Genomic DNA, 12,579 nt, shown 5'->3' on the forward strand with positions numbered 1-12,579 from the left:
CGGTACGCTCCGGGCGTGAGGCCGAGCAGCCGCCGGAAGGTGCGCCGCATCGTCTCGACCGAGCCGAAGCCACTGGCCCGGGCGACCACGTCGAGCGTGTCGCCGCCGCTCTCCAGCAGCGCCTGCGCCGCCTCCAGCCGTACCCGTTCCACGAACTCGGCTGCGGTCGTCCCGGTCTCGGCCCGGAACATCCGGGAAAGGTGACGCTCGCTGACTCCGGCGGTACGGGCCATGGAGGCGAGGGTGTGCTCGGCGCGCGGGTCTGCGGTGACCGCGTCCAGCACACGGCGCAGCACGGAGTCCGCCGGGTACTTCGCGCTCTGCCGCGCCGAGAACTGCGACTGCCCGCCCGGCCGGGCCATGAACACCACCAGCTGCCGGGCCGCCGCCCGCGCCACGTCCGCCCCGAGATCGTCCTCCACCAGCGACAACGCAAGATCGATTCCGGCGGTGATCCCGGCCGAGGTGATGAAGCGCCCGTCCCGCACGAAGATGGCGTCGCTGTCGACCTCGACGTCCCGGTAGCGGGCGGCGAGGTCCGCGGCGAGCCGCCAGTGCGTGGCCGCCCGCCGCCCGTCCAGCAGACCGGCGGCGGCCAGCGGGAAGGCGCCGGCGCAGATGCCGGCCACGGTGCGGGCACCGGCCGCCAGGTGCGTGACGCCGTCGATCAGCGGCGTATCGGCAACCGCCTCCCACCAGTCGGGGCGGCCGGGCACCATCAGTGTGTCGACCGGGAAGTCGACGTCCTTCACCGCCAGGTCAGGCACCAGCCGCACCCCGGCCGTCGCGGTCACCGGCTCGCCGTCCACGGACGCCGTGGTGATCCGGTAGGCCCCACCGTGCTCGTTCGCCGCGGCGTACACCTCCAGCGGTCCCGTGACGTCGAGGATCTGCACCCCGTCGAAGACGACCATCAGGACCTGGTGGGGCGGTGCCGTGCGCATACGTGGATCCTCGTGGGGCGGGCGCGGCGGGGCAAGCGGGCCGGTGGTGGTACGTCCGCTCGGGCCTGGTCCGTACGACCGGGGCCATAGGACCGTCCGAACCCGCTCGCCCCCCATGTGCTCAGGCCCGCTTCAGCCGCAGCGTCACCAGCTCGAACGGCCGCAACCGCAGCGCGATGGTGGCGCCGTCGCGCTGCGGTTCCGACGCGTCGGCCTGCGGGCGCTCCAGCAGATCCGTCACCGCGGCCGCCGCTACCTCGAACCCGGCGGTGAGCTTGGCGCGGACGCGACCGCCGTGCGCCTCGTGGAGGCGGACCACCACGTCGCCGCTGCCGTCGTCGGCCAGCTTGACGGCCGTGATCACGACGGCGTCCCGGTCGACCGAGACCAGCGGGGCGACCTCTCCGGCACCGGTCAGCCACCGCTCCGGCAGATTGATCCGCCAGCCCTCGCACACCGCGTCGCCGATGGCCGCTCCGGGCACCATCGCGTGCCGGAAGCGGTGGACGCCCTGGTCGGTCTCGGGGTCGGGGAAGCGCGGGGCGCGCAGCAGGGAGACGCGGACGGTGGTGGTCGTGCCTCCGTCGCCGTCGGTGCGGACCGTGCGGGTCACATCGTGGCCGTACGTCGAGTCGTTGACGATCGCCACACCCCAGCCGGGCTCCTCCAGGTGGACGAAGCGGTGGTTGCAGGCCTCGAACTTGGCCGCCTCCCATGAGGTGTTGGTGTGGGTGGGCCGGTGGAAGTGCCCGAACTGGGTCTCCGACGCGTACCGCTCGGCGTGCACGTCGAGCGGGAAGGCGAGCTTGAGGAACTTCTCCGTCTCGTGCCAGTCCACCTCCGTGTCCACCACCAGCCGCCGCTCCCCCGGCGCGAGCGAGAGCACCTGGGTGACACGCGACGCGCCGAAGGACCGTACGATCCGCACCGACACGCCGTCCGCGCCGGGGACGACCTCGTCGGCGTCGGTCAGGTCGGTGACCGTGTTGCGGTAGAACTCGTCGACGTCCCAGGCGTCCCACATGTTCGGGAAGTCGGGGTGGAGCTGGAGGAGGTTCGCGGCCCGGCCGGGGGCGATCGTCTCGCGGTCGGCCTGGCTGTCGTACGCCGACACGACCAGGCCCTGGGCATCGACCTCGATGCGCAGCAGCCCGTTGTCCAGGACGTGGCCGCCGTCCGGACGGGCGGCGAGCGTGGTCCGGCCCTTGGTGGTGGGCGCGGCTGCGCCGCCCGCAGGGACTCCGGCGCGGGCATGGGGGGCCGCGTTGAAGACGAGCGGGGTGGAGCCCTCGCCGGCCAGGGCGCGCTGGGCGGCGTCGATGATCCGGTTCAGCTCTTCGGCGAGCCGCTCGTAGGTACGGCGGGCCTCGCGGTGCACCCAGGCGATGGAGGAGCCGGGCAGGATGTCGTGGAACTGGTGCAGCAGCACCGTCTTCCAGATGCGGTCCAGGTCCTCGTAGGGGTAGGGGAATCCGGTGCGCACGGCCGCCGTGGCCGCCCACAGTTCGGCCTCGCGCAGCAGGTGTTCGCTGCGGCGGTTGCCCTGTTTGGTCCTGGCCTGGCTGGTGAGGGTGGCGCGGTGGAGTTCGAGGTAGAGCTCGCCGACCCAGACCGGCGGGTTCGGGTACTCGGCCTCCGCCTTGGCGAAGAAGTCCGCCGGGGTCTCCCAGGCGACGGTCGCCGAGCCTTCGAGGTCGCGCAGCCGGGCCGCCTTGGCGACCATCTCGCGGGTGGTTCCGCCGCCACCGTCGCCCCAGCCGGTGGGGGCGAGGGAGTGCCGGGCGACGCCCTTGTCCTTGAAGTTGCGGGCCGCGTGGGCGATCTCGCTGCCCTTCATGGAGCAGTTGTAGGTGTCGACGGGCGGGAAGTGGGTGAAGATCCGGGTGCCGTCGATGCCCTCCCACGTGAAGGTGTGGTGCGGGAACTTGTTGGTCCGGGACCAGGAGATCTTCTGCGTCAGCAGGTACTTGCTGCCCGCGGCCTTGATGATCTGCGGCAGTCCGGCGGCGAAACCGAAGGTGTCGGGCAGCCAGGCCTCGTCGTTCTCGATGCCGAACTCGTCGAGGAAGAACCGCTTGCCGTGCACGAACTGCCGGGCCATCGCCTCGGATCCCGGCATGTTGGTGTCCGACTCGACCCACATCCCGCCGGCCGGCACGAACCGTCCGTCCGCCACGGCCTTCTTCACCCGCGCCCACACCTCGGGCCGGTGCTCCTTCACCCAGGCCCACTGCTGGGCTTGCGACATGGCGAAGATGAAGTCCGGCTCGTCGTCGAGGAGCGCGGTCATGTTGGACGTCGTACGCGCCACCTTGCGAACCGTCTCACGCAGCGGCCACAGCCACGCCGAGTCGATGTGCGCGTGACCGACGGCGCTGATGCGGTGCGCGGACGGGGCCGCCGGGGTGGCGAGGACGCCGGCGAGCCGGGCACGGGCCTCGGCCGCCGTGCCGCCCACGTCCTGGAGATCGACCGCGTCCAGGGACCGCTCCACCGCCCGCAGGATCTCCCAACGGCGCGCCGACTCCACCGGCAGCTCGGCCATCAGCTCGCCGAGCACCTCCAGGTCGATCACCAGCTGCCACACCGTCTCGTCGAGGACGGCGAGATCCATACGCGTGAGCGTGTACTGCGGTTCGCTGCCGGCGGTCTCCTTGTCGCCGAGCTGTGTGGGCAGGAACGGGTGGTAGTCGAGGATGACGGGGTTGGACGCGGCCTCGATGTGCAGGCGCACCTCCTCACCGCCCTCGACCGGGGCGCCGATGCGCACCCATTGGTTGCGCGGGTTGAGGCCCTTCACCGGCGTGCCGTCGGGCCGGTAGACCAGGCCCTCGCACTGGAAGCCGGGCATGTTCTCGTCGAACCCGAGGTCGAGGATCGCCTCGACGGTCCGGCCGGCCCACGCTTCGGGCACGGTCCCGGTGACCCGGAACCAGCTCGTACCCCAGGGAGCACCCCACCGGGCGCCCACCTCGATCGGCTCGGTCTCGGCCGCGAGCCCCTCGGCGACCGGCACGGGTTCGTCGGGGGCGTGCCAGACGGCCACGTCGAGTGGCACGGACTCGGGATACACGGCGGGTCGGATGCGTTCGTCGAGGACACGCCTCAGACGGGCTTCCACGAGGCTGCGGTCGTCATGCATGCGGGGTGCTCCGTAGCTGGGTTGCGGTGGTTACCAGGTGTGGTTCACGGTCACGGGGGCCGACGAGGTGTAGAGCTCCCCTACGGCGCGCAGTTCGAACCGTGCCGCCCGCTCACCCTGCTCGGGCCGGAGGCCGCCGACGAAGTAGGCCCGCTGGCAGGTGCCGCCGAGGAAGCGCCGGGTGCCGTCGGGCAGGAGGCGGTGGAGGGTGTGGTGGCGGACGCCGTCGGGGGCGGGCTGCCAGCCGAAGCGCAGGTCGCCTGCGGAGGCAGCGGTGATCCTGAAGGCGGTGGGGGCGGCTGGGGTCCGGGGCGGCGCGGTGCGGACGGCCAGGGCGCCGAGGCGCCAGCGTACGGGGCTGCCAGGGTCGACCGGGGTGAGCCGGACGGCGATGGAGTGCACGGTTCCGGTCAGACCAGTGAGCGGGACGGCCACGGTCCCCCAGTGGTTGACCGAGCTCACCGGCAGATACGTGTACGGCGGTGTCGCACCCGGCGCGCTCGGCTCGGCGGTGGCGACCGCCAGCTCGACGTTCACCGCACCCGCGTCGCACCGGTGCGTCAGCTCGACAACCGTGTCACCAGTGATCGGCAGCCGAGTCGCGTACACATCGACCGTCGTGGGCCGGTCCAGTTCACCGTCGACGAGCACGCTGCTCCCGCCGCGCCATGCATCCGCGAAGTCGAAGGTCACTGTGGGACGCTGCCCCTCGGTGTGCACGACCCACCGCCGCGACGGCAACCGGTCCTGGAGCCCGAGATGGTTCCACGGCACGTCCGAGGTGACGACCCCGTCCTCGTACCACCGCAGCCCGTGTCCCGTGTTGAACACACTCGCGAACGGAACCGACGTGACCGTCGACCGGTCGGCCACCGTGACCGAGGGCGCCCGCCATCGGTCCGTCGCGTCCGGCCGTGACGGATCGAGCGACCGTCCGGTCCAGAACCGGTCGTCGGCCGCGTGGAACTCCCCCGGCGCCCTCCCGTCCGCCGGCAGGTGATTGCGCGTCCACTCGGGCCGGTAGAAGCCGAGCGAGGTGACGTGCGGCGAGCCCGTCGGCACGATGGCGTCCCAGTTGACGGACGTATTCCAGCCGTTCGCCTCCACGTCGACGCCCGCCCACAACTCGTAGCGGGTGCGCCCCAGTTGCTCCGCTCGCTGCCCGGAGGACACCAGGCTGCCCGCCGTCCACCGGAAGTCGAGGAACATGTCGTCGGCGGCCTCGAAGAACGGCTGGTTCTGCGCGTTGAGCGCCCCCTGCCAGCTGACGTTCCCGTTCACGGTCATCGAGTCGTACCAGGTCACGCGCTGCCCCCGAGCGGCGGCGAGCGACTTCAGCTCCCGCAGGAAGCCCTGCATGTCCGCGCCGAGAGCCGCGTCCCCTCCCCCCGTCTCGGCGTTCACGAACCATCCGTCGAAGCCGTAGGCGGCCGCCACCGCGACGAGCTGGGCCGCGAGTGGGTAGCGCCCGGCCGCGTCCCTCTGCACCAGGTCGCGCGTCCACTGCAACTGCCCTCCGTACGCCACGGGCGGCAGGAAGACATTGCCGAGGACCCGCACGCCGTGCCGGTGGGCGGCGTCCACGACGGGCGCGTTCGGGGCGAGGATCAGCCCCTCGCCGGAGGAGCCGCCCCAGAAGACGAGTTCGTCGATGTAGGCCCAGTGGGTGAGCGCGTAGTAGTCGGCGGTGGCCGAGCCCTGGGACGGGTTGCCCGACGTCGGCCCGAAGGAGACCAGCGACTGGATGCGGGCCTGGTCGGTGCGGGCGGTGGGGTTCGCCGGGGTCGGGGTGAAGCGTGGCGCGAGCGGCACGGCGGCCGCGTTGAAGGCGAGGTCGGGGTCGTCCGCCGCGCGCCAGGCCTTGAGGCTGCGCCAGGTGATACCGGCGCCCGGGGTGCCGGAGGGCAGCGAGTCCGGATACCAGTAGGAGGCGTACGGCTGGAGCGCCGTCACCGCCTTGGGGGCAGCGGCAGCGGCGGTCACGCCTGGCAGAAGGGCGGCCGCGGCGCCGGCGAGCAGGAAGGTGCGTCTGGTGGGTTTCACGAGCGGGTGCCTCCTCGGGTTCCTTGTGGGAGGGGAAGTACCTGGTCGGGAGTGACGACCTCGGTGATGCCGCGGACGGCGAGACGGTCCTTGTCGTCCGCGTTCACGTCGAGGACGGTGGTGGGCCGGGCGCCGTCGGCGACCAGCCGGAAGAAGGCGTCGAAGACCGGGCCGCCGGGCGCGCAGCGGGAACGGAGGGACGGGTCCGCGGGGACGACGAGCGCCGTGGTCCGGGCGGCGGCCGCGGCGCCGGCGTGCTCACGGGCCGCGCGGGCCAGCACCCGCGCGGAGTCCTTGGGCCGCCGGTCATTGGTCAACAGGCCGAGGTCGTACTCGAGTTCGGGGAAGTCGGCGAGGTCGCGCGAGACGTCGTGGGAGCACCACCAGGTGATGCCCCACAGGTCCGGGCAGTCCAACGCGTGCCGCACTGTGGCCTCGGTGAAGGAGGCGGCGTGTTCGGCCGGGACGAGCGGGGCGGGTGCGCCGACCTCCTGGAGCCAGACGGGCCGGTGCGGGTCGTCGGCCCAGGCCTTGCTGAGCTCGATGAGGTACTCGGCGTGGTGTTCGCTCGGCACGGAGGTACGGCCGTGGCGCTGGGCGGTGCCGTTGAACACCCAGGAGTGCACGGCCGTGACGGCACCGCGCCGGGCCGCCTGGGCCGGGGTGAACGGCTGGTCGTCCTGGTACCAGGTCGCGTCGTACTCGGCGTGCAGGTGCAGTCTGCCGGGCGCGCCCTTCTCGCAGGCGGCCAGCATCCGCTCCAGCCAGGTGTCGATCTGCGCCTCGGTGGCCCGGTCGGGGTCGGGATGCGGGCCTGCGGCGAACTGGTTGACCTCGTTGCCCAGGGTCATGCCGAGGAAGTTGGGGCGGTCGGCGAGTGCGGCGGCCAGGGTGCGCAGGTAGGTCGCCTGGCCGTCGAGGACGTCCGGGTCGGTGAAGAGGTTCCGCCGGTGCCAGGTCCCGGTCCAGGCCGGCAGGAAGTCGAAGCTGCTCAAGTGCCCTTGCAGTCCGTCCACGTTGACGTCGAGCCCGCGTTCGGCTGCGGCGTCGACGAGCGCGACCAGCTGCTCGACGGCCTTCGGCCTGATGAGGGTGCGGTTGGGCTGGAAGTACGGCCACAGCGGGAAGACGCGGATGTGGTCCAGGCCGAGCGCGGCGATCGAGTCGAGGTCGGCGCGTACGGAGTCCGGGTCGAAGTCGAGCCAGTGGTGGAACCATCCTTCACTCGGGGTGTAGTTGACGCCGAAGCGCACGGCAGGGGGCATACGGGATCCTCGCGAGTCGGAGGTACGGGTGGGTCAGCCCTTGACGGCGCCCTCGCCGACGCCGCGGAAGAAGTACCGCTGCAGACAGGCGAAGAGCACGATCAGCGGTGCTACGGCGATGATCGTGCCCGCGGCGACGAGGCGTTCGTCGTTGGCGAAGGTGCCGTGCAGATAGTTCAGGCCGATGGTCAGCGTGAACTTGGAGGGGTCGCTGAGCACGATGAGCGGCCACAGGAAGTCGTCCCAGGCGCCCATGAAGGCGAAGATCGCGACAACGGCGATCGTCCCCTTCACGGACGGCAGCGCGATGCGCAGGAACCGCTGCCAGACGTTGGCGCCGTCGACGAAGGCGGCCTCCTCGATCTCGTACGGCAGGTTGAGGAAGGCGTTGCGCATCAGCAGCACGTTCATGGCGCCGATGCAGCCCGGCAGGACCACCCCGATGAGGGTGTTGTTCAGGCCGAGCTCCCGCATGGTGGTGAACTGGGCGATGATGATGCCCTCCACGGGCACGAGCATCGCGAGCACGAAAGCGAGGGTGGCGGCGCGGCGGCCGCGGTAGCGCAGCCGGGCCAGGGCGTAGCCGGCGAGGGCCGCACCGACACAGTTGGTCACGACGTTGGCGGTGGCGACCTTCAGGGAGTTCAGGGCGTAGTCCCAGACGGGGATGGTGTCGGCGACCCGCTCGTAATTGTGCAGGGTGGGATCGCCCGGGAGGAACCTCGGCGGGGAGCTGAAGATGTCCTCGGTGGGCCCCTTGAGCGACGTCGACAGCTGCCACAGGAACGGGCCGACGGTCAGCGCCAGTACGGCGAGCAGCAGCACGTAGCGCAGGACGAGTTCCCAGGTGCGGACGCGGCGGCCGTGCTCGTCGGTGAGGCGCCGGCGGGGTCGGCGCTCGACGGTCGCCTGCTCGACCGGACGTACCTTCTCGATGACGCTCACGTCTCATCCCTCCGGTCCGCGCGCAGCACGAGCAGCATCAGGGCGACCGTGACGACGAAGACGACGACGGAGATGGCGGAGGCGTAGCCGACGCGGCCGGACAGGCCGGTGCCGGTGCGCTGGACGAGCATGACGAGGGTGGTGTCCTCGCCCGCCGGTCCGCCGCTGGGGCCGGCCAGCAGATACACCTCGGAGAACACCTTGAACGCGGCGACCGAGGAGAGCGCGGCGACCAGGACCATGGTGGAGCGGACGGCGGGCACGGTGACGGTGAGGAAGCGGCGCACCGGGCCGGCGCCGTCGACGGCGGCGGCCTCGTGGAGTTCGCGCGGCACGTTGGCGAGCGCGGCCAGGTAAATGATCATGTAGTAGCCGAGGCCTTTCCAGACCGTGACGGTCATCGCGCTCAGCAGGAGCAGCCACTGATCGCTGAGGAAGCCGATCCGGCCGACCCCGATCGTCTCCAGGAGCGAGTTCACAAGACCCCGCTCGTCGAGCAGCCACACCCAGATGAGCCCGACCACGACGATCGAGGCGACGACCGGGGTGTAGAAGGCGGAGCGGAAGAAGGTGATGCCGGGGATGTTCTTCTGCACCAGGAGCGCCAGCAGCAGCGGCAGGATCACCAGGGTGGGTACGACCCCGAGGACGTAGAGCGTGCTGTTGCGCAGGCCGATCCAGAACATGTCGTCGTGGAGCAGCTCACGGAAGTTGGCGAGGCCCACGAACTCGCCCGGGATCAGGGTGCGGCGATCGGTGAAGGCGTTGACGACGGTGGAGACGAATGGGTAGAGCACGAAGGCGCCGGCGATCAGGAGTCCGGGGGCCGCGAACAGCCAGGGGCTCGTGGGCAGTTGGCGTCGTATGCGCGTGACGGTGGAGCCGGCCATCGCGCCTCAGCCCTGCTGCTGGAGAAGCCGGTCACACGCCTTGACAGCGTTGTCGAGAGCGTCCTTCGGGCTCTCCTTGCCCTGCAGCGCCCGGGCGACGGCGTTGCGCAGTTCGGTCTTCATTTGCTCGCTGAACAGCACCGGCGTGTAGTTGACCGCGGTCTTCAGCGACTTGGCGGCGGCCACCCGCACACGCGTCTCGTCGGTGCCGTCCTCCTTGGTGAAGTACGGGTCGTCGAGCGATCCCGCGGTGCTCGGGAAGATGGCGACCTTCTTCGCGAACGACATCTGGTGCTCGGCGTCGGTGACGAAGTGGGCGAAGGCGACGGCGGCGGGCTTCTGCTTGGTCTGGGAGTTGACCATCACGCCCATCACGTACATGTTGACGTGGCCGGTGCTGGTGATCTGGTCGGTGATGCCGATGTTCTTGTACAGGTTCGGCGCCTGCTTCTTGAAGTTGCCGAGGTCCAGGGCGCTGCCGGGGTTCATGGCGACGGCCTCGGTGAGGAACTTCTTGCCGGCCGACTCCGGCGTGGCGGTCAGCGCCTGTGGGTCTAGTGCCTTCGCGTCGTACAACTCCTTGTACTTGGTGAGGAGTTCGACTCCCTTGGGGTCGTTGAAGGTGAAGGCGGTGCCCTCGTCGTTCATGAGGGGGACGCCGTAGCGGCCGAAGTCCTCGATGGTGGGCACGTTGGCGAGGGTGGCGACCTCGCCGTCGCTCTTCTCGGCCAGCTGCAGGGCGTCGGCGAAGAGTTCGTCGTACGTCTTCGGCGGCTGGTCGGGATCGAGGCCGGCCTTCTCGAAGAGGGCCTTGTTGTAGAACAACGGCCCGGTGTTGAGGTACCAAGGGAAGGCGTACGTACCGCTCATGCCCGGTATCCGGTGGCCGGCCCAGGCGCCCTCCAGGTACTCCTTCTCGTACTGCCCGGCGGCCTTGTCCAGGTCGAGGGCGAGTCCGGCCTTGGCGAGCGGGGCGACGAGGTCGGGCGAGACGTTGACGACGTCGGGCAGCGTGCCGCCGGCCGCGTCGGCGCTGATCTTGTCGGCGTAGCCCTCGGCGGGCTGGTCGATCCACTTCACGTCGGTGCCGGGGTACTGCTTCTCGAACTCGGCGATCAGGCCCTCGAAGTACGACTTGAAGTTGGCTCTCAGGTTCCAGGTCTGGAAGGTGATGTCGCCCTCGACCTTGCCCGAGGCGTCGGTCGATCCGCCGCCGTCGTTCCCGGAGCCGCAGGCACTCAGCGGCAGGACGACTACGACGGCGGCAGCGGCGGCAAGGGCTCTGCGGGAGATACGCACGGTGACCGGGCTCCTTTACGACGAAGTGAGCGGAATGGCGCCGGGGCCGACCTTGCACGCGCACTTGAGGGCAAGTCAATGGATTCTGCCCAGCTAAATTCATTAGTTGAGCATGACCGCAGGTCAGGGGAGTGTGCACGCGTTCTTGCAGCAGATCACTAATGCGCTTTAGGGTATGGCCACTCAAGCGCATTAGCGATCAGGCTCCGACCGAATGGGGAACAGGGGTGTCAGGCAAGCGGTCCCCCGCGCGCCGGCCGACGATGAAGGACATCGCGCGGCGTGCCGGGGTTTCCGAGAGCGCGGTCTCGTTCGCGCTCAACGGCAGGCCCGGAGTCTCCGAGGTCACCCGGGCCCGGGTACGGCGGGTTGCCGAGCAGCTGGGCTGGCGGCCCAGCACGGCGGCCCGCGCGCTGTCCGGCGAGGGGGCTGCGACGGTCGGCTTCGTGCTGGCGCGGCCCGCGCACACGCTGGGCGTGGACTCCTTCTTCCTGCAGCTGGTGTCGGGTATTCAGGAGGTGCTGGCGGAGCGTCATCTCGGGCTGCTCTTCCAGGTTGCGCAGGACGTCGCCGACGAGTGCGCGGTGTACCGGCGCTGGTGGGCCGAACACCGGGTGGACGGCGTCCTGGTGGTCGACCCGCGCACGGACGACCCGCGGCCCGACCTGCTCGACGAACTCGGCCTGCCGGCCGTGGTGATCGGCGGCGCACCGGACGAACGCCATCCCGGTCTGTCGACGGTGTGGGCGGACGACGCGGGCGCGATGGCCTCGGTCGTGGGCGAGCTGCACGCCCTCGGTCACCGGCGCATCGTGCACATCGCCGGCCTGGCGGGGCTCGCGCACACCGAACGCCGGATCCGCACACTGCGCGCCGAGGCCGAACGGCGCGGGCTGACCGAGGTGCGGTCGGTGACCACCGACTACTCGGACGCGGAGGGCGCCGCCGTGACCCGCCGGGTGCTGGCCGGTTCGGCTCCGCCGACGGCCCTGATCTACGACAACGACGTGATGGCCGTCGCCGGTGTCGCCGCCGCGGCCGAACTCGGCTTCTCGGTACCGGCGGACGTGTCGGTGGTGGCCTGGGAGGACTCGGCGCTGTGCCGCATGGTCCGGCCGTGGCTGTCCGCCCTGTCGCGGGACAGCGTGGAGTTCGGCCGCACGGCGGCGACGGAACTGACGGCCCTGCTGGACGGCGGCCCGGCCCGCACCGTACGGGTGCCGGTGCCGCGGCTGATCGAGCGGGAGAGCACGGGGGCGGCGCGGGGCGACTGAGGCCGGTGGGCTCCTCGGCACGGTTCATGACACTCCCGCCGGCACTGACGCCGCAAACCCCCATGCGCGGTCTCGGGGTTCTCGCCCTGATCCCGCACTCCCGACGACCCCTCGACGCGGCACCTGTCGTCCGGGCAGAGTTCTCCCCACGTACTCACCAGTAGGCCCACCCACGCCCGAGGAGCGCCCGTGACCACCTGGGTCGGACGGACCGCCGTCGAGATCGCCGCCGCCGTACGCGAGAAGCGGGTCACGCCGCGGGAGGTGATGGCCGAGCATCTCGAGCGGATCGAGCGGATCGACGGCCGTGTCGGCGCCTTTCGCACGGTGCGGGCAAAGGCCGCGCTCGCGGAGGCCGACGAGGTGGGCGCCCGCGGTGATCTGGGCGAACTCCCGCTCGCGGGCGTGCCCGTGGCCGTCAAGGACAATCTGGCGGTGCGCGGCGAGGCCGTGCGGATCGGCTCGGCCGCGACTGCCGACACGCCGGCCGACCAGGACCATGTCACCGTCGCCCGGCTGCGGGCGGCGGGTGCGGTGGTCGTGGGGCTGACCAATGTGCCGGAGCTGTGCGTGTTCGGTACCACCGAGGGCGTGCACGGCATCGCCCGGAACCCGTGGGACACGACGCGCACGGCAGGCGGCTCGTCCGGCGGCAGCGCGGCCGCCGTCGCCGCGGGCCTGGTGCCGATCGCCCTGGGCAACGACGGCATGGGCTCCCTGCGGATACCGGCGGCCAACTGCGGTGTCGTCACCATCAAGCCCGGCCGCGGGGTGGTT

Annotated in this window: 9 protein-coding genes; 2 read left to right on the forward strand and 7 right to left on the reverse strand. The window is 71.1% G+C overall.

Annotated features, from left to right (window positions below; genetic code table 11):
• The 7 genes from ACTWQJ_RS32690 to ACTWQJ_RS32720 form a co-directional block, all read right to left on the reverse strand.
• On the reverse strand, window positions 1–944 hold a 944-nt coding region (locus ACTWQJ_RS32690), incomplete at its 3' end, for a GlxA family transcriptional regulator (RefSeq protein WP_443310122.1).
• 121 nt (window positions 945–1,065) lie between these two features.
• A complete protein-coding gene (locus ACTWQJ_RS32695; RefSeq protein WP_443310123.1) occupies window positions 1,066–4,086 on the reverse strand; it encodes an alpha-mannosidase in 3,021 nt (1,006 codons plus the stop codon).
• A gap of 30 nt (window positions 4,087–4,116) precedes the next feature.
• Window positions 4,117–6,129: an endo-beta-N-acetylglucosaminidase gene (locus tag ACTWQJ_RS32700; RefSeq protein WP_443310124.1), complete on the reverse strand. Its 2,013-nt coding sequence runs from the start codon at window positions 6,127–6,129 to the stop codon at window positions 4,117–4,119.
• Window positions 6,126–7,394, reverse strand: a complete 1,269-nt coding sequence (locus tag ACTWQJ_RS32705) for a glycoside hydrolase 5 family protein (protein ID WP_443310125.1) — start codon at window positions 7,392–7,394, stop codon at window positions 6,126–6,128. The genes ACTWQJ_RS32700 and ACTWQJ_RS32705 overlap by 4 nt, the downstream gene beginning before the upstream one ends.
• A gap of 33 nt (window positions 7,395–7,427) precedes the next feature.
• Window positions 7,428–8,339: a carbohydrate ABC transporter permease gene (locus ACTWQJ_RS32710; protein WP_443310126.1), complete on the reverse strand. Its 912-nt coding sequence runs from the start codon at window positions 8,337–8,339 to the stop codon at window positions 7,428–7,430.
• Complete coding sequence (locus ACTWQJ_RS32715; RefSeq protein ID WP_443310127.1) at window positions 8,336–9,229, reverse strand: carbohydrate ABC transporter permease; 894 nt, start codon at window positions 9,227–9,229, stop codon at window positions 8,336–8,338. Before ACTWQJ_RS32715 ends, ACTWQJ_RS32710 begins: the two co-directional genes overlap by 4 nt.
• Before the next feature lie 6 nt (window positions 9,230–9,235).
• Window positions 9,236–10,528 carry an ABC transporter substrate-binding protein gene (locus tag ACTWQJ_RS32720; protein WP_443310128.1) on the reverse strand — a complete coding sequence of 431 codons (1,293 nt, stop codon included), beginning with the start codon at window positions 10,526–10,528 and terminating at the stop codon, window positions 9,236–9,238.
• A gap of 263 nt (window positions 10,529–10,791) precedes the next feature.
• Between ACTWQJ_RS32720 and ACTWQJ_RS32725 the strand changes: the two genes are divergently transcribed.
• Together ACTWQJ_RS32725 and ACTWQJ_RS32730 are read left to right on the forward strand one after the other, a co-directional pair.
• A complete protein-coding gene (locus ACTWQJ_RS32725) occupies window positions 10,792–11,802 on the forward strand; it encodes a LacI family DNA-binding transcriptional regulator (protein ID WP_443310130.1) in 1,011 nt (336 codons plus the stop codon).
• A 189-nt stretch (window positions 11,803–11,991) separates the two neighbouring features.
• The coding region (locus ACTWQJ_RS32730) for an amidase family protein (protein ID WP_443310129.1) at window positions 11,992–12,579 on the forward strand (588 nt) is incomplete at its 3' end.

This window comes from Streptomyces sp. KR55 (assembly GCF_052245645.1).
Taxonomy (GTDB): domain Bacteria; phylum Actinomycetota; class Actinomycetes; order Streptomycetales; family Streptomycetaceae; genus Streptomyces; species Streptomyces flavusporus.

Coding starts and splice junctions, on each gene's coding strand:
- ACTWQJ_RS32695 (WP_443310123.1), bottom strand. CDS start 4,086: ATGCATGACGACCGCAGCCTCGTGGAAGCCCGTCTGAGGCGTGTCCTC.
- ACTWQJ_RS32715 (WP_443310127.1), bottom strand. CDS start 9,229: ATGGCCGGCTCCACCGTCACGCGCATACGACGCCAACTGCCCACGAGC.
- ACTWQJ_RS32705 (WP_443310125.1), bottom strand. CDS start 7,394: ATGCCCCCTGCCGTGCGCTTCGGCGTCAACTACACCCCGAGTGAAGGA.
- ACTWQJ_RS32725 (WP_443310130.1), top strand. CDS start 10,792: ATGAAGGACATCGCGCGGCGTGCCGGGGTTTCCGAGAGCGCGGTCTCG.